Consider the following 24,310-nt stretch of genomic DNA (forward strand, 5'->3'; position numbering starts at 1 on the left):
GATCGCGTCGGCACAGGGAAAAACCCACTGCACAGACCCGCTCATTGGCGAGCGGGCGATCTGGACAGCTACACGCATTCAGAAACAATGACATACAGCGCGATTACGGGAACGAGTCGGCCATCCGGTACCGCCGACTTTCGATTCTTGGTGTGCCGCGCGATGTGCGGGGCCACATTGGTGTTGCCCGATAAGTCGACAAACTCGGCAGCGTCGTAGCCCTTGTCCGCCCCCCAGCGTGATCGGCCTTTCGGTCTTGATCGCATCCCCTGAAATCTACTGGCAGCGATTGCTTGTATCTCAATGGAGATACATACTACCGGCTGATTCGGAGGACTGGAAATGACCGCGCAAACGTCAATGCTGCATATCCGTGTGGACGATGAAACCAAAGCTCAGGCTGCCGAGGCCTTGTCTGCCATGGGCCTGTCCGTCTCCGATGCTGTCCGGATGTTCCTTCGCCGTGTGGTGGTCGACCAAGCGTTCCCGCTGGAACTCAAGGTGCCCAATGCGGAAACCCGAGCCGCAATGGCCGAGGCTGATGGCATAGCGGCCGCCCGCCGCGCCCGTTTTTCTGCCGCCGCCGAACTGTTCGCCGATCTTGAAAAAAACATCGGCAAGTAAGCGGGCGCCACTGCCTCGGATTTCAGACTATTCGAAGTCATTCCTCAAAGACTGGGAACGCCTGATACGGTCTGGGCGTTACGACATGAACCGGCTGAAAGAGGCGATGCTGTTGCTGATTGCCAACGACGCGCCGCTAGGGCCGGAGTGGCGTGATCACCAGTTGAAGGAACAGTGGTCGGCGCATCGGGAGTGCCACATCGGCGGTGATTTCCTTTTGGCGTACAAAGTTGATGATAGTGCTACCCCAGGATTGATCGTATTTGTCAGGGCAGGCACTCACTCGGAGCTGTTCAACGAATAGTCTGTTTTCTACTTTCGTAGATCTGAGCTGACGTTTTGATCGAGCCGGTCTAGCGACTCGATCAGTTTTTCCCTCGAGATTCGCTCGAATTGGCCAATCAGCAATCGCGAAAGTCGTAACTCGGGAATACCGATAATCCGCGCGGCCTCGACGCCAGACAGTTGCCGTTGCTCGATAACGGCCCGGATGCCAGACACGAGCGTGGCCTTGAGCTTCATCGCGTCCGGATTGCGGAAACCCAGGTCACGATAGACATTCCCGGAGCCCTGCTCGACGCCAACTTGTTGGTCTGTCTGCAGGTTCCGTCTCATCTTCGATTGCCCTTCTACTTTCTCGTGCCGCAGTTGAATCAACACCGCACCCGCTGCCGGCGCTGCCTTGCCGGTCTTCGATTTCTTGGCGAAGCAGATGTGCCGGTTTTCGCGAGGAAGATTCCGACGATTGCGTTGAAGATGACGGCAGTACAACGAGCGATATCAATGGGCAGATCACGAGGCCCGCCGGCGATTACGAACCGTGGTGTTGAGGATCTGATACGACGATAAAACCCGATGCGCCCGCCTTAAATCGCGCAATTCCGGGAAATTCCCCGAAAAAACTGCCGAAAATAAGGTGGCCTAAAGGAACAATAACCAATATAAACAGATGTTTAATTGGTAGGCGCGAAGGGACTCGAACCCCCGACCCCCACCATGTCAAGGTGGTGCTCTAACCAACTGAGCTACGCGCCTGCAGACCTTTGCAGGGGCGCGAAAGATACAAGGCCGGGGAAAGTTAGGCAAGGCCGTCATGGAATAATCTTTTGCCGACCCCGCCGGACCGGCCACCAAAGAATGCGAGCCATCCCACCCGAAGCGCTCTATTAGCGCGATCAAGACCCGGCCAGGTTTCAAGCCGCGCTGATCAACACCGCCTCGCGCAGCCGGCGAATCTCGTCGCGTAGCTGCCCCGCCTTCTCGAACTCCAGGTTCTGCGCGGCGGCCCTCATTTCCTTCTCCAGCTTAGCGATGCGCTTGCCGACCAGCTCCGGGCTGGCAATCGCTTCGTAGACCTTCTTCGCCTCGGCCGCGCGCAGCACCTTCATGTCGGCAACGCCGTCCTCATAGCCCAGGCGCATCACGTCGGCGATGCGCTTCTGCACGCCCTTGGGGGTGATGCCGTTGTCGAGGTTGTACTGCACCTGCTTGGCACGGCGGCGGTCGGTCTCATCCAGCGCGCGGCGCATCGAGCCGGTGATCGAATCCGCGTACAGGATCGCGCGGCCGTTGAGATGGCGCGCGGCGCGGCCGATGGTCTGGATCAGCGAGCGTTCGCTGCGCAGGAAGCCTTCCTTGTCGGCGTCGAGAATCGCGACCAGCGAGACCTCGGGCAGATCGAGGCCTTCGCGCAGCAGGTTGATGCCGACCAGCACGTCGAACACGCCGAGCCGCAGGTCGCGGATAATTTCCGCGCGCTCGACGGTGTCGACGTCCGAATGCAGGTAACGCACCTTGACGCCGTTCTCGTGCAGGTAGTCGGTCAGATCCTCGGCCATGCGCTTGGTCAGCACGGTGATCAGAACCCGCTCCTGCAGCTCGACGCGCAGACGGATCTCGCCGAGCACGTCGTCGACCTGGCTGCGCGCCGGGCGAATTTCCACCGGCGGATCGGTCAGGCCGGTCGGGCGCACCACCTGCTCGGCGATCGAGGTGCCGGACTTCTCCAGCTCGTAGGGGCCCGGCGTCGCCGACACGTAGATCAGCTGCGGCACCAGCCGCTCCCATTCCTCGAACTTCAGCGGGCGATTGTCCATAGCCGACGGCAGCCGGAAGCCGTACTCGACCAGGGTCTCCTTGCGCGAACGGTCGCCCTTGTACATCGCCCCGATCTGCGGAACCGTCACATGCGATTCGTCGACGACGACCACCGCATCCGGCGGCAGATAGTCGAACAAACAAGGCGGCGGCTCGCCCGGCGCGCGGCCCGACAGATAGCGCGAGTAGTTCTCGATGCCGTTGCAGTAGCCGAGTTCCTGGATCATCTCCAGGTCGAAGTTGGTGCGCTGCTCCAGGCGCTGCGCCTCGATCAGTTTGCCGTTGGTCTGAAAATATTTGAGTCGTTCCTGCAGCTCGTCTTTCACCACGTCGAACATCGCCACCACGCGCTCGCGCGGCGTCACGTAGTGGCTCTTCGGGTAGATCGTGTAGCGCGGCACTTTCTGCCTGACCTCGCCGGTCAGCGGATCGAAGATGCTGATCGATTCGATCTCGTCGTCGAACAGCTCGACTCTCACTGCCTCCATGTCCGACTCGGCCGGATGGATGTCGATCACCTCGCCGCGCACGCGGTAAGTGGCGCGGTCCAGCGCCATCTCGTTGCGCGTGTACTGCATCACCGTCAGCTGGCGGATCAGCTCGCGCTGGCCAAGCCGGTCGCCCTTGACCAGGTGCAGCACCATCTTGAAATAGCTCTCGGGATCGCCGAGGCCGTAGATCGCCGACACCGAGGCGACGATGATCGCGTCGCGCCGCTCCATCAGCGCCTTGGTCGCGCTCAGCCGCATCTGCTCAATGTGCTCGTTGATCGAGCTGTCCTTGTCGATGAAGGTGTCGGTGCTCGGAACGTAGGCTTCGGGCTGGTAGTAGTCGTAATAGCTGACGAAGTATTCGACCGCGTTGTTCGGGAAGAACTCCTTGAACTCGCCGTAAAGCTGCGCCGCCAGGGTCTTGTTCGGCGCCATCACCAGGCACGGCCGCTGCACTTGCGAGATCACGTTGGCGATGCTGAAGGTCTTGCCCGAGCCGGTCACGCCGAGCAGGGTCTGGTGGGCGACGCCGGCCTCCAGGTTCTCGACCATGGTCTTGATCGCGCTGGGCTGGTCGCCGGACGGCGCCCAGTCGGCGGCGAGCTTGAACAGCTCCTCGCGGCGATGCTTGAGTCGGCGGTCTTTGAGTTCGTCGCGGGGGGCTTCTTTCATGTCTTAACACTAGCAGACCCGATTCGGAGTTGACCGCGCCGACCGGCTGAAAGTGCCGCCCGTTGCCAAACAATCCTGCGCGATCAGGCCGCCAGGGCCGGCCTGTCCGAGTCCGCCCATTGTGACGGCTGGTCCCAATCCTTGGCCGTATGGAAGCGCTCTACCGCTCCCACCAGCACCTGAGCCTGCTGCTCCATGCTCATGGCCGCCGCCGAAGCCTCCTCCACCAGCGCCGCATTCTGCTGGGTCGTCTGGTCCATCTGCTCCAGCATGCTATTGACCTGCGCGATGCCGCCGCTCTGCTCCCGCGACGAAGTGGCGATTTCGGCCATCAGGCCGGTAACCCGCTTCACCGAGCTCATGATCTGCTGCATCGTCTGCCCCGCCTGCTCCGCCAAAGCCGATCCACTGCCCGCCTGCGCCGCCGAATCGGCGATCAGCGACTTGACCTCGCGCGCCGCCGCGGTGGCGCGCTGAGCCAGGCTGCGCACCTCGGTGGCGACGACCGCGAAGCCGCGGCCCTGCTCGCCGGCGCGCGCGGCTTCGACCGCCGCGTTCAGCGCCAGAATATGGGTCTGGAACGCGATCGAATCGATCACGCCGATGATGTCGGCAATGCGCTTGGATGCCTGGTCGATCGCCGACATGGTCTTGATCACTTCGCCGACCACCGCGCCGCCCTGGACGGCGATATCGCTCGCGCTGATCGCCAACTGGCTGGCATGGTGGGCGTGCTCGGCGTTGCGCTGCACGGTCGAGGTCAGCTCCTGCATGCTCGACGCGGTCTGCTCCAGATTCGCCGCCTGCTGCTCGGTGCGGATCGACAGATCGGCGTTGCCGGCCGCGATTTGCCGCGCTGCCGAGCTGAGCGCCTGGGTACTCGACTTGATCTGGTCGACGATATCCGCAAGCTGCACGACGGTGCCGTTGGCGTCCTCTTTGATGCGCGCCAGCATGCCCCGGTAGTCCGTCGAAATCTGGCGCGTGAGATCGCCCTGGGCGATCGCCCCGAGCACCATCATCACTTCCTCGAACGCGCTCGCCGAGGTATCAAGCAGCCGGTTGATGCCGCGAGCCAGGTGACCGAAGAAGCCGTCCTTGCCGGCTTCGTCCACGCGCAGGCTGAAATCACCTTCGGCAGCCGCCTGGACGATGCCGGCCACTTCATGCTCGACGGCGATCTCGGCGGTGCGGTCCTTCCATTCGACGACGCTGCCCAGGCACTCGCCGTGCTCGCCGCGGATCGCGCTGACCACCATCGCATAGCTGCGGGCGCCGATGCGCGAACGCGTGCGCAGCGGCTCGGCGAGCGCCGACTGCAGTTGGGCGCGATCGGTTTCCGTGAAGAAACCGTCGATGCAAAGCCCCTGCAGCGCAGCCGCGTCGAACGCGGGCATCTGCCCGCGAATATCGTCGGCCGCGCCGTCGAACATGGCGGCGACGGCCGGGTTGCTGTAAGTGACACGCCGCTGCTGATCCACGATCGTGACGCAGGCGCTGGCCTGGTCCAGGGCATCGCGCACGGCGCGGTTCTCGTTGGCGATGCGGCGCTCGCGTTCCAGGCGGGCGCGCAGGTCGTCGCGCATCTTGCGCAGGGTTTCGAGCAACTCGCGGATTTCACGGGTCTTTGCCGCCGGGATTTCGCGCTGCAGGTCGCCGTCGGCGATGCCGCGCAGCACGTCGATGGCGCCGGCCAGCGGACGGCTCACCGAGCGCGTGATGGTGATCGCCAGCACCACAGCCAGTAGCAGCACGACGACGCCGATGGCGCTCATCAGCATCACTGCGCCACGGTAGGAAGCATGCATCGCCTGCTGCATGGCGGTGAGCTGCGCGAGTTCGTAGCCACTGTAGCTGGCCAGCGTCTTGCGCATCGCGTCGATGCGCGGCAGCGCCTCGTCGTAGAGCGCGGTGCGCGCGATCTCGCGCTTGCCGGCCTGCAGGAAGCGGCCGAACTTGGTCAGCGCGACCAGCAGCGAGCTGTTGTCGTTCTGGATCACCGCCTGCAGCGTCTTGGCCTGCTCGCCGCCGTCGGCAAAGAGCTGGTCCATGCGTGCGAGCATCTCGCCGATCCCGGCCTTGTCCTGGTTCAGCGCCGTCAGCTGCTCCTGCATGACCTGGGCATCGTCGGCCAGATAGGCGCGATAGGCGTGGTTGCCGATGCGGTTGATGCTTTCGGTGAACGCCTGCATGGTGTCGATACGCGGCATCGACACCTGCACGAAAGTCTGGGTCTTATGGTCGAAACGCTGCAGCTGCCAGAGGCCCATGCCGGCCACGATGCCGACGAACAGCGCCATGCTGCCCAGGGCCAGCATCAATCTTGTGGTGATCGACATGGAGTCTCTCGTCAGGCTTGTTTATTTATTTATTAAGGCGTCGTCGTCGGCTGCGCGAGCACGGACAGATACGCAAGCAGATCGCCGATCTCGGCGTCACTGAGCTGCTCGCCCCAGGGCGGCATCGAACCCGAACGGCCGACCGCGGCACCGCCGGCACGGATGATCCGTTCCTTCTCGGTCCTGATCAGAACGCTCCGCCGCAGATTCGCCGGCCGCACGTGATCGGCCAGCAGCTTCGCGGCCGGGCCATCGCCTTCGCCGGCGTCACCGTGGCAAAGCCGGCAGTAGGTCATGAACACCTGCCGCCCGCCAGGCGCGGACCCCGCATCGGCAGCCGCGGGTTCGGCGAGCAGCAAAGCCAGCGCGAACAGGGCGGGGCTGCGGTTCATTTGCTCACGTTCACCGTCATCCGCATCTCCGGATGAATCGCGCATTCCACTTCGTAGTGGCCGGGCTGGTCGAACACCAGCTTGCGCGTCTGGCCCTTGCCGAAAGCACCCAGGTCGAAAGGCGCGGGATCGCTGAGGCTGAAAATGTTGTGGAAGAATTCATCCTCGTTGCGGAACGTGACCGATTCGCCCGTCTTGATGCTCAGGGCCTTGGCACTGAAGGCCTTGTCTTTCTGCATGACCAGGTGATCCTCGGCGAATGCAGCCGGCAGCATCGCCATCAGCAACAGGCTGGGAATCGCGTAGCGCAGGGTGTTCATGGTCAATCTCCAACAATCGAAAAATGTTTAAAAATTCAAGGGGCCTTGGCAGCTATTGCGGCAACTGCGGCAGCACGACCAGCATCGGCGCGCCGGTCAGCGTCTTCAGGAATTCCAGCAGATCGCGCTTCTCCACCACGGTCAGGCCCAGAGGACGGATGCTGGGGCTCAAGTTGTCCTTGAGGTCGCCGCCGCGATCGTAGTGCTCGATCACTTCTTCGAGGCTGGCGTACATACCGTTGTGCATATACGGCGCTGTGAGGGCCACATCGCGCAGCGTCGGCGTCTTGAACGCGCCCTTCATCGACTTGAGCGGCTTCTGCGCGTAGCGGCCCGGGTCCTCACTGTTCAGGCCGATGTTGTGAAAGCCGTTGTCGGTGAAGTTCCAGCCCATATGGCACAGGCCGCACTCGGCCTTGCCTTTGAACAGCTCGAAGCCGCGCTGGGCGGATGCGCCGATGGCGGCAGCGTCGCCGCGGCGCCAGCGATCGAACGGCGCCTCGCCCGACACCACGGTGCGCTCGAAACTGGCGATGGCCTTGGCGATGGTCGTCGTGCTGATGCTCTCGCCCGGATAGGCGGCGTCGAAACGTGCACGATAGCCGGCGATCGCGGCGAACTCCGTCGCGACGCTACCCAGGTCCTGGTTCATCTCGGCACCGGAGCCCATCGGTCCCAGCGCTTGTTGTTCCAGGTCTTTGAAGCGGCCGTCCCACATCTGCAGCGGGTTGTAGGCGGTGTTGAGAATCGTCGGCGTGCCGCGCCCCAGCGGTTTCATGCCGTGGCCCATGCCCGTGGGCAGGCCGTCCGACCAGCCCAGCGCCGGGTTGTGGCAGGACGCGCAGCTGATCCAGTTGGAGCCGGACAGGCGCGGGTCGAAGAACAGCGCCTTGCCCAGCTCGACGCGCTCGGCGGTGGGCGCGTTGGACTCCGGCGCCGGCACCTGCGCGGGCCGCAGCCAGGGATCGGCATCGGCCGGACGCGCATCCACGGCGGCGCCTGCCCGCCCGGCACAGAGACCAAAAACCACTGCCATGCACAACCGAAGATGTTTCATTCGCCAAATTCCCCAAATCCCTTAGCTCCGAAACGGGCACATCGCCCGGTCCGCATTCAAGCGAGTTAACGGCACCCAGGCAGCGTTCTGAAGACCGCGCTCGCGCAGACGCCGGAAGTCGTCGGAACTCCCGCCGATCCAGCGTGTGCTCTGCTAGGTTCAGAATCCCGGCGTACTGCCGATACGAAAATGTGCAGGCTGATCCACGCGACTACACTGGCAGCCCGAACTTGCGAACCTGCTTCCACAAAAAACCTCTCCGACATTTGTCTCGAGCGTCACCGCCTGTAACCGACACGGATCGTTGGACCTCAGGAGAGCCCATGTACCAAAACCGCGCTTCTGAACTGGACAGTGCGACCCTGACGCCGGCCGAAGCCGCGCTGACAGGGGCGCTGGTCGACGCGCTGCCCTCGCAGGCAGCGGTGCTGGACGCCCGCGGACGCATCGTGGTGGTCAACAAGGCCTGGGAGCAGCTGGCGGCCACTCACCGGTCTGGCCCGTTCGCGGGCACCGTCGAACAAAATTTCCTGGCCTTGTGCCGAGCCGAGGACGGCGAAAGCGCTGCCGAAGCCAGCCGCCTGGCGGCCGGTATCCGGGCCGTGCTGATCGGCTCGCAAGCCGCGTGTCGCCTGGGCTACGCCTGCCACGTCGGCGGTGAAATCGTCTGGCTTCGCGTCCATGTCGCGGCGTTCAGCACCGGAGCCTGGGCGGGTGCGCTGATGACGCTGGCGAACCTTAGCGACGTCGCCAGCGGGGCACCGGCGGGCGAGGCACGCTACCGGGCCGCATTCGACGGCAATACTCTGCCGATGTGGGTGTTCGATCCCGCCACGCTGCGTTTCCTGGAAGTCAACGAGGCGGCGGTCGCGTACTACGGCTACTCCCGCGCTGAGTTTCTTGCGATGACGCTGGCCGACATCCGGCCGCCGGACGATGTACGGACCCTGGGAGCCGATGTCGAGGAGCTCGAAACCTCCGCCAGAAATGTAAAAGTGTGGAGGCATCTGCTGAAGAGTGGCCGGATCGTCCGCACCGAGATCCACGCCCAATGGCTGCCCTGGGCAGGCGCTTCGGCCCGGCTGGTCACGACCATCGATGTGACAGAACGCCTGAGGGCCGCCGAAGCGCTGGCGGAAAGCGAGCGCCGTTTTCGCGAGCTGGCCAATGCCATCAGCGAGGTGTTCTGGCTCAGCGAGCTGGACAGCAAGCGGCTGCTCTACGTATCACCCGCCTACGAAAAGATCTGGGGCCGCTCTACCGCGGAGCTGTATTTGAATCCGGGCCTGTGGCTCGAGTCTGTGCATCCGGACGACCGCGCGCGCGTCGCACGCGCCGCCAAGGCTTTCCCGGCGCAGCCCTACAGCGTCGAATATCGCGTATTGCGGCCGGACGGCAGCCTGCGCTGGGTCTCGGATACCGGCTTTGCGGTCTGCGACGAAGCCGGCACGCCGCGCCGCATGGCGGCGGTTGCGCAGGACATCACCAAGCGCAAGCTGATGGCCGAGCAATCGCGCCAGTCGCAGCACCTGGAAGCGCTCGGGCAACTCACCGGCGGCGTCGCCCACGACTTCAACAACCTGCTGACCGTGATCCAGGGCAATGCCGAACTGCTCACCGAGCTGCTGGTGGCGCAACCCCGGCTGCACAAGCTGGCCGCCTTGATCGGCGATGCTGCCGAGCGCAGCGCCGAACTGACCCGGCGCCTGCTGGCGTTTGCGCGCAAACAGGCGCTCGATCCGAAGGCCGTGGATCTGAACCCGCTGCTCGCCGGGCTGGAGGCACTGCTGCGCCGTTCGCTCGGCGGACACATCAAGATCGATCTGATTCTGGCCGCGGATCTCTGGCTCACGCGGGTCGATCCCGGGCAGCTCGAAAACGCGGTGCTCAACCTTGCCATCAACGCGCGCGACGCCATGCCGGACGGCGGCCGCTTGACGATCCGGACGCAGAACATCCAGCTCGATGAAGCCGAAGCGCTGCGTTGCGGCCTGGGCTGCGACGGCCGCTACGTGCTGCTCACCGTCAAGGACACCGGCACCGGCATCGCCATCGAGCATCTGCCGCATGTGTTCGAACCCTTCTTCACGACCAAGGAAACCGGCAAGGGAACCGGGCTCGGGCTGGCCATGGCCTACGGCTTCGTCAATCAGTCGCTGGGGCACATTTCGGTCGAATCGGCGCCGGGTGCAGGCACGCAGCTGTCGATTTACCTGCCGCAGCTCTCGGACGCGCCTGCGGCCGCGCGACCGGCGGCGGTGGGCGATGTCTAGCGCGAACGACAAGGGCGTGCGCAACGGCGCCGCCCACTCACCAGGAAACTCCATGGAAAATTGCCGATTGCTAGTGGTGGACGACAATCCGGCGGTGGCGGAAGTCGCCGCCGCCATGGTCCAGTCGCTCGGCGGCGAGGGCCGGACGACGACACGCGTCAGTGGCCTGCTCGACGCCATCGCCAACTGGTCGCCTACCCATATCGCCATCGACCTGGCGATGCCGGATATCGACGGCGTCGAGGTGATGAACATGCTGGCGCGGCGCCGCTGCAGCGCGCGCATCATCATTTGCAGCGGCATGGCAGAGGAGGTTCTGGCCGCTGCCATGCGCACCGCCTCCGCCAACGGCCTCGATGTGGCCGGTATGCTGCCCAAGCCGTTCAAGCTGCAGCAGCTGAAGGCCCTGCTCGCGGCGCGCTCGCCGGCAGCTGCGGCCGGCAATCCGCTCGCGGGGCAGGTACCGGCAACGGTCAAAGCCCCTGCGCCGACCCCCGCCGAGCTGCGCCGGGCGCTGGAAAGCGGCGCGATATTCCCGATGTTCATGCCCAAGGTGGAGTGCAGCAGCGGCAAGCTGGCCGGCTTTGAAACCAGCGCGCGCTGGCGCCATCTACCGTTCGGGGTGCTCAGCGCAGGCCAGTTCATTGCTCTTGCCGAGCGTAGCGGGCTGATAGCAGCGCTGACGGAATCGATCAACGAGCAGGCCCTGAGCTGGCTCGGCAGGACCTATCCCAGCGGGTCCATCGGACTCACGCTGAGGATATCCCCCGCCAGCCTTGGCGATCTGGCGCTGGTGGATGCGCTGACCCGGCACTGTGAGCAGGCCGCGCTCGACCCGCACCGGGTCACGCTGCAGATATCCGAAGCGGCGGCGATGTCGGAAACGGCGAACTCGCTGCAATTGCTGACGCGGCTGCGGATCAGGGGCTTCAAACTGTCGCTCGGCAATTTCGGAGTCGGCTACCTGTCGCTGGCGCAGCTGGTGCGCCTGCCGTTTTCGGAGCTGATCATGGACCCGTCGCTGTGCGGCGCCGCCGGCGACACTGCCGATGGCCGTGCAGTGGCCAAAGCCGTGGTCGGCCTGGGGAAAAGCCTGGGGCTGACGGTGACCGCCGCAGGTATCGAGTCCGCTGAACGCCTGCTCTACTTTTGCGAGCTCGGCTGCGATTGCGCAACCGGTTTCTTCATCGCAAAACCGATGGAGGCCGCAGCGCTGACCGAATGGGTCAGTCGCTTGCGCGGCGCCGTGTCCAACCGCTGGGAAAAGCTGCTGAGCGGGAGCCTCTAGTAGCAGCCTGTCTGAAGCTGAACCTGTGCGGCCCCGGCCGATTCCAGTATCATCGCGCGCCCGAATTCGCCCCCTTTCGTCAACCGCAGCATCAACCGGGAATCGCCGTGGAATTTGCTCTGTCCCAGCGCGTGGGCCGTATCAAGCCCTCACCTACTCTTGCCGTCACCGCCAAGGCCGGCGAACTCAAGGCCCAGGGCCTCGACGTACTGTCGCTAGGCGCCGGCGAGCCGGACTTCGACACCCCCGAACACATTAAAGAAGCCGCCCGCGGCGCCATCGCGCGCGGCTTCACCAAGTACACGCCGGTCGGCGGCATCCCGAGCCTGAAGGCCGCGATCATCGCCAAGATGAAGCGCGACAATGCCCTGGACTACAAGCCCAACCAGATCCTGGTCTCCACCGGCGGCAAGCAGGCCTGCTACAACCTGTGCCAGGCCTACCTCAACGCCACCGACGAGGTGATCGTGCCGGCGCCCTACTGGGTCAGCTACCCGGACATGGTGCTGCTGGCCGACGCGACGCCGGTGATGATCGAAACCACGCAGGCCGCGCGCTTCAAGATCACGCCGGAGCAGCTTACGCGCGCGATCACGCCGCGCACCAAGATGATCTGGCTGAACTCGCCGAGCAACCCGTCCGGCATGGCCTACTCGCGCGCCGAGCTGAGCGCGCTCGGCGAGGTGCTGCGCCGGCACCCGCAGATCCTGATCTGCTCGGACGACATGTACGAGAAGATCCTGTGGACGGCCGAGCCCTACAGCAACATCGTCAACGCCTGCCCGGATCTGTACGAGCGCACGGTCATCATTCACGCGGTCAGCAAGACCTACTCGATGACCGGCTGGCGCATCGGCTGGGCCTGCGGCCCGGCCAGGCTGATCACGGCCATGAACGACATCCAGAGCCAGAGCACGTCCAACCCGAACTCGATCGCACAGGTTGCGGCCGAGGCGGCGCTGAGCGGCGACCAGGGCTGCGTCACGGAGATGGTCGCGGCGTTCAAGCGCCGTCACGACAGCTTGGTGGCCGATCTCAACGGCGTGCCGGGCATCTCCTGCGCGGCCGGCGACGGCACGTTCTACGTGTTCCCGAACGTCGAGGGCCTGATCGCCAAACTCGGCGTCAAGGACGACCTGGAGTTGTCCGACCTGCTGCTGCAGAAGGCGCTGGTCGCGCTGGTGCCGGGTTCGGCTTTCGGCACGCCCGGCCATGTGCGCCTGTCCTTCGCCACCAGCGACAAAGTGCTGAAAGGCGCGGTCGAGCGTCTGCGCGCGATCGCGGCCGGCTGAGACCCAAGCAAGCCGGCCAGCCGCGTTAGTCCGAACAGGCGACACACGGCGACGCCAGGTGTTCCACAATCGGGTTCCGGGGGACTTCCCCCGGAAACCCATCGACAAGGCGTAGCGAGCAAATGGCGGCCATCGGCGTAGAAAAAATCCTCAGCGTTCGACACTGGAACGACACGCTGTTCAGCTTCACCGCGACGCGCGACCCGGCGCTGCGCTTCGAGAACGGCCATTTCGTGATGATCGGCCTCGAAGTCAACGGCAAGCCGCTGATGCGCGCGTATTCGATCGCCAGCGCCAACTATGAAGAGAACCTCGAGTTCTTCAGCATCAAAGTGCAGAACGGCCCGCTGACTTCGCGGCTGCAGCACCTGAAAGTCGGCGACGAGCTGCTGGTGAGCAAAAAACCCACCGGCACCCTGGTACTGCACGACCTCAAGCCGGCCAAGCATCTGTACATGCTGTCCACCGGCACCGGCCTGGCGCCGTTCCTGTCGCTGGTCAAGGACCCGGAAACCTACGAGCGCTTCGAGAAAATCGTGCTGATCCACGGCGTGCGCTACGTCAATGAACTGGCCTATGCCGAGTTCTTCAAGCAGGAGCTGCGCGAGCACGAATTCCTCGGCGAGCAGGTCAAGGAGAAACTGATCTATTACCCGACCGTCACCCGCGAAGAATTCCAGAACACCGGCCGCCTGACCGACCTGATCAACAGCGGCAAACTGTTCAGCGACATCGGCCTGCCGCCGCTCAACCCGGCCAACGATCGCGCGATGATCTGCGGCAGCCCGAGCATGCTCAAAGACAGCAGCGCGCTGCTCGATGCGCACGGCCTGCACATCTCGCCGCACATCGGCGTGCCAGGTGACTATGTGATCGAGCGGGCGTTCGTCGAGAAGTAACCTAGCGTGATCCGGAGCATCGGACACATCGCATTGGCACTGAGCCTCGCCGCCTGCAGCGGCAACGGCTCATCGCAGGAGCCCGTTCCGACGATGACCGGCAAGCACGTCACCATCATCCACGGCTATGTGGCCTCGCCGCAGGACCACTGGTTTCCGTGGCTGAAGGCGAAGCTCGAAGCCCAAGGCGCCGAAGTGGCGGTACTGGCGCTGCCCGACTCTGCGAATCCCAGGGCCGATGCCTGGCTGGCGTATTTGAAAGCCAACATCCACCATCACGACCGCAACAGCTATTTCGTCGCCCACAGCCTCGGCTGCATCACGCTGCTGCGCTATCTCGACGGCCTGGATCAGCCGACACCGATCGGCGGCTTCGTGCTGGTTTCGGGCTTCGCGGACTCGCTGAGCTTGTTGCCGCAACTCGATGACTTCACACGAGAGCCGCTGAACTATCCGCATCTGACCGGGCTCGCGATGCGGCGCTCGGTGATCGCCTCGCGCAACGATCCAGTGGTGCCGTACCGGCAGACCGCGGCGCTGAGCCGCAGCTTGAAAGCCGAGCTGCATAGCATTGATCATGGCGGACATTTTCTCGGCAGCGAAGGCTTCACCGAGCTGCCCCCGGTCTATGACGAACTCGCCCGCATGATTCGTCACAAGTACGGTGACACAGAAGTTTCGATACGCTGAATACGAAGCAGTGAGCTGTGCTGTCCCGTCTCACATCATCCCGCCAGCGTGTAGGTTGGGGTGAGCCTGCGAACCCCAACATCGGCTCGAACGAATGTTGGGGTTCGCAGGCTCACCCCAACCTACTCAACTCAACCTGCTTTCGGTAGATGTGTAGATATCCGCGCCCTCCGGGAGAGGCAAGCCAATGTTTCCTAATTTTTGTATGTCGACATCGGCCTGCTGGAGATCGCTATGAAAGCCGTCGGCCTGACTCGCTATCTGCCCATCAATGACCCCGAGTCCCTGATCGACATCGACCTGCCGATGCCCCAGCCCGAGGCGCGCGACCTGCTGGTCCGCGTCGAGACGATCAGCGTCAACCCGGTCGACACCAAGATCCGCGCACCGAAGGACAAGCTTGAATCCACGCCGCGCGTGCTCGGCTGGGACGCGGCCGGCGTGGTCGAAAGTGTCGGCAGCGAAGCCACGCTGTTCAAGCCCGGCGACGCGGTTTACTACGCCGGCGAGATCGGCCGGCCCGGCAGCAACTCGCAGTTCCAGCTCGCCGACGAGCGCCTGGTCGGCCGCAAACCGCGCACGCTGGACTTCGCGCAGGCCGCGGCGCTGCCACTGACCACGATCACCGCCTATGAGGCGCTGTTCGAGCGCCTCGGCATCAGCGCCGACGGCGCCGACCGCGGCAAGAGCCTGCTGATCATCGGTGCTGCCGGCGGCGTCGGCTCGATCGCACTGCAACTCGCCAGGCTCGCCGGCCTGATCGTGATAGGCACGGTCGGCCGCATCGAGACTCGTCGCTGGACCGCCTCGCTGGGCCTGCAGCTGACGGCCGATCACGGTCAGCCGCTGCCCGGCCAGCTGGCGGCACTGGGCCATCCCGAAGTCGACTATGTGCTCAACCTCAACAGCACCGACCGCTACTGGCAGGTCACCGCCGAAGTGCTGCGACCGCAGGGCAAGGTCTGCAGCATCGTCGAGAACAGCGGCCCGCTCGATCAGAGCCTGTACAAGTCCAAGAGCCTGACCCACGCCTGGGAGTTCATGTTCACGCGCGCGATGTTCAAAACCGCGGACATGATCGAGCAGGGCCGCATCCTGAACCGCGTCGCCGACTGGATCGACCAGAACGCGCTCAAACCCACGCTGACCGAGACCCTGTCACCGATCAACGCCGCGAATCTGCGCCGCGCACACGCCAGGCTCGAATCCGGCACCACCATCGGCAAGCTGGCCCTCAGCGGCTGGGCCTGAAGGGACTTGACAACGGGCCATCATGGCCGCCGATCCGGCGATCTGAAAAAAGCATTGCGGCACCCGTAGGAACTCCTTAGAATCCGCGGCCCGTTCCCTGGTAGCTCAGTCGGTAGAGCAAGTGACTGTTAATCACTGGGTCGGCGGTTCGAGCCCGTCCCAGGGAGCCATCTCTTCGAGATACACCGATGCCCAGCCACAAGCTGGGCATTTTTGTTTGTGCGCGGGGAACCCGATCGGGTCTGTTCTTATACATAGCATCCGTGTCATCAAGCTCCGCAAAACGAACCGCAGAGAACAGCCACGCCATGCACAAGCAACCGAATCCTGAACCAATCGACGGAGGATCTCAAGAAGCTGGCAGGCTCCCAGCGTTGATGGTCCTGTCCGACGGGCTGACTTGTTTGCGGCCGTCGCGACGCAAGAATCGGATGGATCGCTTCGGCCGGCGCGGGTTCAATGTCGGAACACGACATCGAGCAATCCGACCATGCACTTCCGAGTCACCGGCCTCTCCGCCGAACCCTTCCGCCGCTTCTACGGCCTCAGCGACGACGCGCTCGCCGGGCTTGGCATCTTGCGCTACGTCGCCGACAAGAAGCCGGGCTTTCCGGATCGCATCGAGATGCGTGATGCCGAACCGGGCGAGAGCTTGCTGCTGTTGAATCACGTCTGCCAGCCGGCGGACACGCCGTATCGCGCGAGCCATGCGATCTTTGTCCGCGAAGGCGCCGTGCAGGCTTACGATCGCGTCGACGAGATTCCCGAAGTCATGCGCATCCGCCTGCTGTCGCTGCGCGCCTACGATGCCGGCGGAATGATGCTCGACGCCGATGTCGTCGACGGCGGAGCGATCGAGAGCCTGATCGAGCGGCTGTTCAAAAATCCGTTGGTCGCTTATATCCATGCTCATAATGCGAAACGCGGCTGCTACTCGGGGCGTATCCATCGCGTCTGAGTTACCCGCATGAAAGAACCTGCGGTGTACATGATGGCCAGCCAGCGAAACGGCACTCTGTATGTCGGCGTGACCTCCGATCTGGTGCGGCGAGTGTGGCAGCACCGCAACGGTACCGCGGACGGATTCACCCAGCAGCACGGCATCAAAACGCTGGTCGGGTACGAACAGCATCAGACCATGGAGAGCGCCATCGGCCGCGAGAAAGCCATCAAGAAATGGAAACGCGCGCGGAAGCTGGCGCTGATCGAAAAGGACAATGCCACGTGGAGAGACCTATGGCCGGACATCAGCGGCGCGCCGGCCGACTGCCTGGATTCCCGCCTTCGCGGGAATGACGGATTTTGTGGGCGGTTCAGCCTCGCGCGAACTCCGCCGCCCGCCGCACTTGTTCAGCACTCGGCAGCACGCCGGTATAGAGCACGAACTGCTCCAGCGCCTGCAGCACGATCACGTCGGCGCCGGTGATCACACGCTTGCCGCATGAGCGGGCGGCGCGGACGAAGGGCGTCTCCGACGGTAGCGCAACAACATCGAACGCGATGTCGGCCGCGTCGATCGCCGCCTCATCGAACGCCAGATCCTCGCTCTCGTCGCCGCCGGCCATGCCGACCGGTGTGACGTTGACCAGCATCGCCGCATGCAGATCGCCGGATTCGGCCTGCCAGCGGTAGCCGCAACTCATCGCCAGCCTGCGACCGGCCGCTTCATTGCGCGCGACGATGGTGCCCTCGCCGAAACCACTGTCGCGCAAGGCCGACGCGACCGCCTTCGCCATGCCGCCGCTGCCGCGCAATACGAACGAAGTCTGCGGCGAGATCCCGTTGCGCTCGAGCAACTTCACGATCGCGACATAGTCGGTGTTGTAGCCGCGCAGATGGCCGGCGTCGTTGACGATGGTGTTGACCGATCCGAGCACATCCGCCGACGTGGCCAGCGAATCCAGCAGCGGAATGCAGGCCTCCTTGAACGGCATCGAGATCGCGCATCCGCGGATGTTCAAGGCGCGGATACCGCCGATCGCAGCCGCCAGATCGCGCGTACTGAAGGCCTTGTAGACGTAGTCCAGGCCCAGCGCCTCGTACAGATGATTGTGAAAGCGCGAACCGAAGTTGCCGGGCCGCGCCGACAGCGACATGCATAGCTGCGTATCGCGGCCGATCGGCGGTTTCACTGCGCGGCTCCGCTTGATCCGCGGACGATGCAGCGGCCGCTGAGCACGACCTTGCGCACCGGCAAGCCCGGCGTCTGCAAGCGCTCGAACAGCAGCGACATCGCGGTGCGGCCGATTTCTTCCACCGGCTGTTCGATCACCGTCATACCGGGCTCGACCAGTTCGGTCCAGCTCTCGTTGTCGAAGCCGGCGACGGCGAGGTCGCGCGGAATGATCAGGCCCAGTGAGCGTGCAGCCTTGATCACGCCGATCAGCAGCAGGCTGTTGCTGACGACGATCGCGCGAGGACGATCCGCCTGTGCGAGCCAGGCGGCGGTTTCTTTTTGCGCGGCTTCGCTCGACGGCGCGACCGCGCGGAACTGCGGTGTCAGACCGTGGCGCTGCATCGCCGCGATATAGCCTTCGCGGCGCTCGGCGCCGGTGCTGCTGGAATTGCCGAACAGCCCGCCGATTTCGCGATAGCCGCGCTCGACCAGATGGCCGATCAGCGTCGCCATCGCGTCGCGGTTGTCGAGCACCACGGCGTCGTGCACGCCGGCCGGGCCGGCGCGATCGATCAGCACCACCGGGAAGTCCAGCGAGCGCTTCGGCAGCAGATCCACGGTCGCGCGGGTTGGCGCGAAGATCAGGCCGGTGATGCGCTCCTCCTGCATCAAGCCCAGATACAGGGCCTCGCGCTCAGGATCTTCGTCGGTATTGCACAGGATCACGCGCATGCCGGCGCGGTAGGCGCTGTCCTCGACCGCGCGGCTGACGGCGGTGAAGAAGGGGTTGCGAATGTCGGCGACGATCAGCCCGATGGTGCCGCTGTCCTGCGAGCGCAGCCGCCGCGCCGCGAGATTCGGCTTGTAGCCGGTGGCGCGCACCGCCGCCGCGACCTGCTGGCGCAGTTCGTCGCTGACCGGACCGCGCCCCAGCGCCCGCGACACCGTCGCCGGCGATACGCCGGCCGCCCGGGCGACGTCCTTGATGCTGACGCTCATATTGCAATCGTTTTCATCATATCCTCAGTATTTTCCGCCTGTTTCCGGGCGCATGGCAAGAACAACGAGCATTCTTCTTGACATGATCTATGAAAACGATTTCATAATGGCCGCATAAGAGCCGCAGATCGAGTACCGATCGGCTTAACCGATGCACTGGAGGAGTCCAGAGATGTCTATCGCCAATCCGATGATCGCCGCTGCCGCGCTGCTGCCCCGCGAGCTGGTGCGCCTCGGCGCCCACCCGGCCGATAAGGAAAGCACGATCCGCGAAGCGGCCCAGCTGCTGATCGCGGCCGGCTGCATCGATCCCGCCTACGCAGCCAGCATGCTGAAACGCGAGGCGCTGGCGAACACTTTCCTCGGCCATGGCGTGGTGATTCCGCATGGCCTGGGCGAAGACCGCCACCTGGTCAAGCGCAACGGCATCGCGGTGCTGCAGGTGCCGGCCGGCGTCGAGTGGAACCCCGGCCAGACCGCCCATCTGGTGGTTGCGATCGCGGCGCAGTCCGACGCGCACATCGCGATCCTGCGCCGGCTGACGCGGCTGATCCAGGACAACTCGCGCCTGGTCACGCTGTTCGTCACCGACAAGGTGCAGGACATCGTCGACGCGCTCAGCGAGGACGCGATCGAGATCGCGTCCGCCACGCCGGCCACCGACCTCGCCGAGCATTTCGACTGGAGCGTCCCCTACCCGGCCGGCCTGCACGCGCGGCCGGCGTCGCGCTGGGTCGAGACCGCGCGCAGCTTCGGTGCGCGCATCCAGCTGCGGTTCGGCGACCAGATAGCCGACGCCAAAAACCTGGTGTCGCTGCTACAGCTCGGCCTGCGCTTTGGCGATCGCGTGGTGATTTCGGCCGAGGGCCGCAACGCCGGCTCGGCGCTGATCCGCCTCAAGGCCGTCATCAACAGCATCACCGCGCAGGAGAAGACCGACACTGAGGCCGCCGCCAGGCGCGCCTCCGCACCGGTGCTGGGCTGGTCGCCGCCACAGGTGCCGGCCGCGATCGCCGGCATCGGCGCCAGCCCGGGCCTGGCGATCGGCGTGGTACACCGGCTCTCCGTGAGCGAGGCGCCGATACCGGATCATCCGGTGCCGCTCGCGCAGGGCGGCGAACTGCTGCACCAGGCCTTGAACGTCACGCGGCTGCAGCTGAAAGCCGTCGCTGACGACACCGCGCGCCGTCTCGGCGCCGCCGACGCGGCGATCTTCAAGGCCCAGGCCGAGCTACTCAACGACACCGACCTGATCACGCTGACCTGCCAGCTGATGGTCGAAGGCCATGGCGTCGCCTGGTCCTGGCACCAGGCGGTCGAGCGCATGGCCGGCAAGCTGTCGGCGCTCGGCAACGCGGTGCTCGCCGGCCGCGCCGCGGATCTGCGCGACGTCGGCCGCCGGGTGCTGACGCAGATCGATCCTTCGCTGCATGGCGGCGACGGCAGCAGCGAGCTGCCGGCGAACTGCATTCTGCTGGCCAACGACCTGTCGCCCTCGGACACCGCGATGCTCGATCCGCAGCGCGTCGTCGGCCTGGCCACCGCGCAGGGCGGGCCGACTTCGCATACCGCGATCCTGGCGCGGACGCTGGGCCTGCCGGCGCTGGTGGCCGGCGGCGCGGCCCTGCTCGACGTCAGCGAGGGCGTCGCGGCGATCATCGACGGCCAGAACGGCCGGCTGTATCTGAACCCGTCACCGGCGGATCTGGCCTCGGCACGCGCCTATATCGAAGAGCAGCAGGCGGTGCGCGCACGCGAAGCCGAGCAGCGCAGCCTGCCGGCGCAGACCCGCGACGGCCATCGCGTCGACATCGGCGCCAACGTCAACCTGCCGGACCAGGTGCCGATAGCGCTGTCGCAGGGCGCCGAAGGCGTGGGTTTAATGCGCACCGAATTCCTGTTCCTGGAGCAGGGCAGCGCGCCGAGCGAAGACCAACAGTACGAAACCTACATGGCCATGGCGCGGGCACTCGACGGCCGCCCGCTGATCGTGCGCGCCCTCGACATCGGCGGCGACAAGCAGGTCGCGCATCTGGATCTGCCGCACGAGGACAATCCGTTTCTCGGCGTGCGCGGCGCGCGCCTGCTGCTGCGTCGCAGCGATCTGCTCGACCCGCAGTTGCGTGCGCTGTACCGCGCGGCGAAAGACGGCGCGAAGCTGTCGATTCCGCAGTTCAAAATAATGTTCCCGATGATCACCTCGGCGCCGGAGATCATCGCGCTGCGCGCGATCTGCGAGCGCATCCGAAATGAGCTGACGGCGCCGGTGCTACCGATCGGCATCATGATTGAAGTACCGGCTGCCGCGATCCAGGCCGATGCACTGGCACGCCACTCGGATTTCTTCTCGATCGGCACCAATGATCTGACGCAGTACGTGCTGGCGATCGATCGCCAGAATCCAGAGCTCGCCGCCGAGGCCGACAGCCTGCACCCGGCGGTGCTGCGGCTGATCCGGCTGACCGTCGAAGGCGCCGCGTATCACGGCCGCTGGGTCGGCGTCTGCGGCGGGCTCGCCGGCGACCCATTCGGCGCGATGCTGCTGACCGGCCTCGGCGTGCACGAGCTGTCGATGACGCCGCGCGACATTCCTGCGGTGAAAGCGCGCCTGCGCGCCACCGACCTGGCGACGCTGAAGCTGCTGGCGACGAAAGCACTCAGTGCCGAAACCGCCGCCGAAGTCCGCGCACTCGACGGAGCCGCGCAATGAGCGCGCGCGTCGTCACCGTCACGCTGAATCCGGCGATCGACCAGACCGTGATACTGGACGCCTTGCAGCTCGGCGCGGTCAATCGCGCGAGGTCGGCGCGCGTCGATGCCGGCGGCAAGGGCGTCAACGTCGCGTCCTGCCTCGCGGACTGGGGTGTCGCGACCGCCGTCACCGGCCTGCTCGGCCGCGCCAATGCATCCGTGTTCGAAGCCCTGTTCGATGCCAAGCGCATCGACGACCGGTGTCTGCGCCTGAGCGGCGAGACGCGCACCAATATCAAACTGGTCGGCAAGGACGGCACCACCACCGACATCAACCTGCCCGGCCTGAACGCGAATGCCGGCGATCTGATCGCGGTCGGCCGCGCGCTGGGCGATCTGTGCGCGCCGGGCGTGCTCGCGGTGTTGTCCGGCAGTCTGCCGTCCGGCCTGCCGGAAGACAGCTATGTGGAGTTGCTGAAGATCGTCGCCGCCAACGAGGCGCGCGCGGTGCTCGACACCAGCGGCGCGCCGCTGAGCACCGCGCTCGCCGCGCCGAAATCGGCGATGCCGTATGCAGTGAAGCCCAATCGGCAGGAGCTCGAAGCCTGGGCCGAACGCAGACTCGCCGACACCGCGGATCTGCTCGCCGCCGCTCAGGAGCTGCGCGCGCTCGGCATCGCGCTGGTCGTGGTTTCGCTGGGCACTGAGGGCGCGCTGTTCGTCAGCGACGCCGGTGCCCTGCTGGCACGCGCGCCGGTGATCGAAACCAGCAGCACGGTCGGCGCCGGCGACGCGATGGTCGCAGGCCTGAGCGCAGCGCTACTCGACAACGCCGATCTGGAAACCACGGCGCGTCTCGCGACCGCCTTCGCCGCCGCCAAGCTCGGCCTGCCCGGCCCGAATCTGCCGGATCGCCGGCGCGTAAACGAGCTGGCCGCCGCCACAAAAATTAGAGGGATCCCGTAGCCCGGGTGAAACGCGGGGCTTTCCGCACGACGCCATCGTGCGACCCCGGGTTTCACCCGGGCTACATAAAGAACGCTGGAGGAACGACAAAATGAAAAATCTGATCGCAGTCGTCAGTGCCGGTGAGCGCAGCACGCAGGCGGTGCTCGCTGCCGAGGCGCTGCGCCGCGCGGCAGTCGATCGCGGCTGGACGCTAGCGGCGGAAGTGCGCACACCGCAAGGCGTGATCAGTCCGCTGGACGATTTCGCGTCCGCGAGCGCGGTGATCCTGGTCGGCACCGAAGATCTCGAAGCCGAGCGCTTCGGCAACATGCCACGCGTGGCCGCAACGCTAGACGAAGTGCTCGCCGATGCTGGCGCGGTATTGAAGCGCGACGACCGCGGCACCGTAGTGCCCGCCGGGCCGACGCGCATCGTCGCGATCACCTCCTGTCCGACCGGCATCGCCCACACCTTCATGGCGGCCGAAGGCATCCAGCAGGCTGCGAATGCGCTCGGCTATTCGGTGCGCGTCGAGACTCAGGGCTCGGTCGGTGCGCGCGACACGCTCAGTGCCGACGAGATCCGTGACGCCGACGTGGTGCTGATCGCGGCCGATACGCAGGTCGATCTGTCGCGCTTCGCCGGCAAGCGTGTTTTCAAAAGCGGCACGAAGCCGGCGATCAATGACGGCAAGGCACTGATCGCCAAAGCCCTCGCCGAAGCCAGCATTCACGACACCGAAAAATCCGCCAACGGCAGCGTCAAAAAAGAAAGCGCCGAAAAGCGCAGCGGCCCGTACAAGCACCTGATGACCGGAGTGTCCTTCATGCTGCCGTTCGTAACCGCCGGCGGCCTGCTGATCGCGCTGGCGTTCGCACTCGGCGGCATCTACGCCTTCGACGACGCGCACAAGGGCACGCTGGCCTGGTCGCTGTTCCAGATCGGCGCCAAGGCCGGCTTCGTGCTGATGGTGCCGGCGCTGGCCGGCTACATCGCGTTCTCGATCGCGGATCGTCCCGGCGTCGCGCCGGGCATGATCGGCGGACTGGTCGCAGCCAATCTCGGCGCCGGCTTTCTCGGCGGCATCGCCGCCGGTTTCATCGCCGGCTACGGCGTCGCGTTTTTGAATCGCCACATCAAGCTGCCGCGCAATCTCGAAGGCCTGAAGCCGGTGCTGATTCTGCCGGTGCTGGGCACGCTGCTGACCGGTCTGCTGATGATCTACGTCGTCGGAGGGCCGGTCGCCGAAGCGCTCGCCGCACTGACCGCGTGGCTGCGCGGCATGCAGGGCGGCAGCGCGATCCTGCTCGGCCTGCTGATCGGCGGCATGATGGCTTTCGACATGGGCGGCCCGGTCAACAAGGCGGCGTATGCGTTCGCAACCGGCCTGCTCGCCAGCGAGGTCTACAGCCCGATGGCGGCGGCGATGGTCGCCGGCATGACCGCGCCACTCGGCGTCGCGCTTGCGACCAGGATTTTCGCCGATCGATTCACTCACGAGGAACGCGAAGCCGGCAATGCGGCGGCGGTGCTCGGCCTGGCCTTCGTCACCGAGGGCGCGATTCCGTTCGCGGCACGCGATCCGCTGCGCGTGATTCCCTCGCTGGTGCTGGGCTCGGCGGTCGCCGGTGCGATCTCGATGGCCGTCGGCGCCGAGCTCAAGGTGCCGCATGGCGGTGTGTTCGTGCTGCCGATTCCGAACGCGGTGACGCATCTGGGCGGGTATCTGGTGGCGCTGGTGGCCGGAACCGTCCTGACCGCGATTGCGTTGCGCGTGCTCAAGAAACGCATCGTCGCTACCTGATTCGAGTTCGCAGTCGCGGGTATGACCCGCTCCTACAGTTCGGCTCCTTGTAGGAGCGGGTCATACC

21 protein-coding genes, 2 tRNA genes and 1 pseudogene are annotated in these 24,310 nt (G+C 65.2%); 14 read left to right on the top strand and 10 right to left on the bottom strand.

Features of this window, described 5'->3' with window-relative positions:
• Positions 1 to 122: 122 nt before the first annotated feature.
• Positions 123 to 233: pseudogene (locus JWQ90_RS08130) on the bottom strand (IS5/IS1182 family transposase); the annotation flags it as partial.
• A gap of 109 nt (positions 234 to 342) precedes the next feature.
• On the opposite strand from JWQ90_RS08130, the gene JWQ90_RS08135 reads away from it, so the two are divergent.
• Positions 343 to 624, top strand: a complete 282-nt coding sequence (locus JWQ90_RS08135; protein ID WP_299691878.1) for a type II toxin-antitoxin system RelB/DinJ family antitoxin — start codon at positions 343 to 345, stop codon at positions 622 to 624.
• A complete protein-coding gene (locus JWQ90_RS08140) occupies positions 599 to 928 on the top strand; it encodes a type II toxin-antitoxin system YafQ family toxin (RefSeq protein ID WP_366919468.1) in 330 nt (109 codons plus the stop codon). The genes JWQ90_RS08135 and JWQ90_RS08140 overlap by 26 nt, the downstream gene beginning before the upstream one ends.
• Positions 929 to 936: 8 nt before the next feature.
• On the opposite strand, the gene JWQ90_RS08145 is transcribed toward JWQ90_RS08140, so the two are convergent.
• The 7 genes from JWQ90_RS08145 to JWQ90_RS08175 form a co-directional block, all read right to left on the bottom strand.
• A complete protein-coding gene (locus JWQ90_RS08145; RefSeq protein WP_299691884.1) occupies positions 937 to 1,395 on the bottom strand; it encodes a helix-turn-helix transcriptional regulator in 459 nt (152 codons plus the stop codon).
• 187 nt (positions 1,396 to 1,582) lie between these two features.
• Positions 1,583 to 1,659 (bottom strand) — tRNA-Val (locus JWQ90_RS08150).
• A 158-nt stretch (positions 1,660 to 1,817) separates the two neighbouring features.
• Positions 1,818 to 3,884, bottom strand: a complete 2,067-nt coding sequence (uvrB, locus tag JWQ90_RS08155) for an excinuclease ABC subunit UvrB (protein ID WP_299691887.1) — start codon at positions 3,882 to 3,884, stop codon at positions 1,818 to 1,820.
• Between the two features lie 83 nt (positions 3,885 to 3,967).
• Entirely contained in the window at positions 3,968 to 6,223 is a 2,256-nt protein-coding gene (locus JWQ90_RS08160) for a methyl-accepting chemotaxis protein (RefSeq protein ID WP_299691891.1), read from the bottom strand.
• Between the two features lie 32 nt (positions 6,224 to 6,255).
• Entirely contained in the window at positions 6,256 to 6,615 is a 360-nt protein-coding gene (locus JWQ90_RS08165) for a cytochrome c (RefSeq protein WP_299691894.1), read from the bottom strand.
• Entirely contained in the window at positions 6,612 to 6,896 is a 285-nt protein-coding gene (locus tag JWQ90_RS08170) for a plastocyanin/azurin family copper-binding protein (RefSeq protein ID WP_366919469.1), read from the bottom strand. The genes JWQ90_RS08165 and JWQ90_RS08170 overlap by 4 nt, the downstream gene beginning before the upstream one ends.
• A gap of 91 nt (positions 6,897 to 6,987) precedes the next feature.
• Positions 6,988 to 7,926, bottom strand: a complete 939-nt coding sequence (locus JWQ90_RS08175; RefSeq protein WP_299691900.1) for a cytochrome c peroxidase — start codon at positions 7,924 to 7,926, stop codon at positions 6,988 to 6,990.
• A 389-nt stretch (positions 7,927 to 8,315) separates the two neighbouring features.
• On the opposite strand from JWQ90_RS08175, the gene JWQ90_RS08180 reads away from it, so the two are divergent.
• From JWQ90_RS08180 to JWQ90_RS08220, 9 genes are all read left to right on the top strand, one after another.
• Positions 8,316 to 10,265 carry a hybrid sensor histidine kinase/response regulator gene (locus tag JWQ90_RS08180; RefSeq protein ID WP_299691902.1) on the top strand — a complete coding sequence of 650 codons (1,950 nt, stop codon included), beginning with the start codon at positions 8,316 to 8,318 and terminating at the stop codon, positions 10,263 to 10,265.
• A gap of 16 nt (positions 10,266 to 10,281) precedes the next feature.
• Complete coding sequence (locus JWQ90_RS08185; protein ID WP_299691904.1) at positions 10,282 to 11,553, top strand: EAL domain-containing response regulator; 1,272 nt, start codon at positions 10,282 to 10,284, stop codon at positions 11,551 to 11,553.
• Between the two features lie 107 nt (positions 11,554 to 11,660).
• Positions 11,661 to 12,845: a pyridoxal phosphate-dependent aminotransferase gene (locus JWQ90_RS08190; protein ID WP_299691906.1), complete on the top strand. Its 1,185-nt coding sequence runs from the start codon at positions 11,661 to 11,663 to the stop codon at positions 12,843 to 12,845.
• A 122-nt stretch (positions 12,846 to 12,967) separates the two neighbouring features.
• Positions 12,968 to 13,744, top strand: coding sequence for a ferredoxin--NADP reductase (locus JWQ90_RS08195; protein ID WP_299691908.1), 777 nt, complete (start codon positions 12,968 to 12,970; stop codon positions 13,742 to 13,744).
• A 6-nt stretch (positions 13,745 to 13,750) separates the two neighbouring features.
• The gene (locus JWQ90_RS08200) at positions 13,751 to 14,434 is read left to right on the top strand and encodes an alpha/beta hydrolase (RefSeq protein ID WP_299691911.1); all 684 of its coding nucleotides are present in this window, start codon (positions 13,751 to 13,753) and stop codon (positions 14,432 to 14,434) included.
• 234 nt (positions 14,435 to 14,668) lie between these two features.
• Positions 14,669 to 15,685, top strand: a complete 1,017-nt coding sequence (locus JWQ90_RS08205) for a zinc-binding alcohol dehydrogenase family protein (protein ID WP_299691914.1) — start codon at positions 14,669 to 14,671, stop codon at positions 15,683 to 15,685.
• A 94-nt stretch (positions 15,686 to 15,779) separates the two neighbouring features.
• Positions 15,780 to 15,855: transfer RNA gene (locus JWQ90_RS08210), tRNA-Asn, on the top strand.
• A gap of 320 nt (positions 15,856 to 16,175) precedes the next feature.
• Complete coding sequence (locus tag JWQ90_RS08215) at positions 16,176 to 16,643, top strand: DUF1203 domain-containing protein (RefSeq protein WP_299691917.1); 468 nt, start codon at positions 16,176 to 16,178, stop codon at positions 16,641 to 16,643.
• A gap of 33 nt (positions 16,644 to 16,676) precedes the next feature.
• Positions 16,677 to 17,111, top strand: a complete 435-nt coding sequence (locus JWQ90_RS08220; RefSeq protein WP_299691943.1) for a GIY-YIG nuclease family protein — start codon at positions 16,677 to 16,679, stop codon at positions 17,109 to 17,111.
• On the opposite strand, the gene JWQ90_RS08225 is transcribed toward JWQ90_RS08220, so the two are convergent.
• The gene (locus tag JWQ90_RS08225; protein WP_299691921.1) at positions 16,999 to 17,817 is read right to left on the bottom strand and encodes a shikimate 5-dehydrogenase; all 819 of its coding nucleotides are present in this window, start codon (positions 17,815 to 17,817) and stop codon (positions 16,999 to 17,001) included. The genes JWQ90_RS08220 and JWQ90_RS08225 overlap by 113 nt on opposite strands.
• Positions 17,814 to 18,800: a LacI family DNA-binding transcriptional regulator gene (locus tag JWQ90_RS08230; RefSeq protein WP_299691924.1), complete on the bottom strand. Its 987-nt coding sequence runs from the start codon at positions 18,798 to 18,800 to the stop codon at positions 17,814 to 17,816. The genes JWQ90_RS08225 and JWQ90_RS08230 overlap by 4 nt, the downstream gene beginning before the upstream one ends.
• Before the next feature lie 172 nt (positions 18,801 to 18,972).
• On the opposite strand from JWQ90_RS08230, the gene ptsP reads away from it, so the two are divergent.
• The 3 genes from ptsP to JWQ90_RS08245 all read left to right on the top strand — a co-directional run bounded on the left by ptsP (position 18,973) and on the right by JWQ90_RS08245 (position 24,243).
• The gene (gene ptsP, locus JWQ90_RS08235; protein ID WP_299691926.1) at positions 18,973 to 21,510 is read left to right on the top strand and encodes a phosphoenolpyruvate--protein phosphotransferase; all 2,538 of its coding nucleotides are present in this window, start codon (positions 18,973 to 18,975) and stop codon (positions 21,508 to 21,510) included.
• The gene (gene pfkB, locus JWQ90_RS08240) at positions 21,507 to 22,457 is read left to right on the top strand and encodes a 1-phosphofructokinase (RefSeq protein ID WP_299691929.1); all 951 of its coding nucleotides are present in this window, start codon (positions 21,507 to 21,509) and stop codon (positions 22,455 to 22,457) included. The genes ptsP and pfkB overlap by 4 nt, the downstream gene beginning before the upstream one ends.
• Positions 22,458 to 22,548: 91 nt before the next feature.
• Positions 22,549 to 24,243, top strand: coding sequence for a PTS fructose transporter subunit IIC (locus tag JWQ90_RS08245; protein ID WP_299691931.1), 1,695 nt, complete (start codon positions 22,549 to 22,551; stop codon positions 24,241 to 24,243).
• Positions 24,244 to 24,310 lie beyond the last annotated feature (67 nt).

The organism is Hydrocarboniphaga sp., from assembly GCF_028291725.1.
GTDB lineage: Bacteria > Pseudomonadota > Gammaproteobacteria > Nevskiales > Nevskiaceae > Hydrocarboniphaga.

Bases quoted from the DNA above. Each gene is read 5' to 3' on its own strand.
- JWQ90_RS08135 (WP_299691878.1), top strand. From the start codon at position 343: ATGACCGCGCAAACGTCAATGCTGCATATCCGTGTGGACGATGAAACC.
- uvrB (WP_299691887.1), bottom strand. From the start codon at position 3,884: ATGAAAGAAGCCCCCCGCGACGAACTCAAAGACCGCCGACTCAAGCAT.
- JWQ90_RS08160 (WP_299691891.1), bottom strand. From the start codon at position 6,223: ATGTCGATCACCACAAGATTGATGCTGGCCCTGGGCAGCATGGCGCTG.
- JWQ90_RS08165 (WP_299691894.1), bottom strand. From the start codon at position 6,615: ATGAACCGCAGCCCCGCCCTGTTCGCGCTGGCTTTGCTGCTCGCCGAA.
- JWQ90_RS08170 (WP_366919469.1), bottom strand. From the start codon at position 6,896: ATGGCGATGCTGCCGGCTGCATTCGCCGAGGATCACCTGGTCATGCAG.
- JWQ90_RS08180 (WP_299691902.1), top strand. From the start codon at position 8,316: ATGTACCAAAACCGCGCTTCTGAACTGGACAGTGCGACCCTGACGCCG.
- JWQ90_RS08195 (WP_299691908.1), top strand. From the start codon at position 12,968: ATGGCGGCCATCGGCGTAGAAAAAATCCTCAGCGTTCGACACTGGAAC.
- JWQ90_RS08205 (WP_299691914.1), top strand. From the start codon at position 14,669: ATGAAAGCCGTCGGCCTGACTCGCTATCTGCCCATCAATGACCCCGAG.
- JWQ90_RS08215 (WP_299691917.1), top strand. From the start codon at position 16,176: ATGCACTTCCGAGTCACCGGCCTCTCCGCCGAACCCTTCCGCCGCTTC.
- JWQ90_RS08220 (WP_299691943.1), top strand. From the start codon at position 16,677: ATGGCCAGCCAGCGAAACGGCACTCTGTATGTCGGCGTGACCTCCGAT.
- JWQ90_RS08230 (WP_299691924.1), bottom strand. From the start codon at position 18,800: ATGAGCGTCAGCATCAAGGACGTCGCCCGGGCGGCCGGCGTATCGCCG.
- ptsP (WP_299691926.1), top strand. From the start codon at position 18,973: ATGTCTATCGCCAATCCGATGATCGCCGCTGCCGCGCTGCTGCCCCGC.
- pfkB (WP_299691929.1), top strand. From the start codon at position 21,507: ATGAGCGCGCGCGTCGTCACCGTCACGCTGAATCCGGCGATCGACCAG.
- JWQ90_RS08245 (WP_299691931.1), top strand. From the start codon at position 22,549: ATGAAAAATCTGATCGCAGTCGTCAGTGCCGGTGAGCGCAGCACGCAG.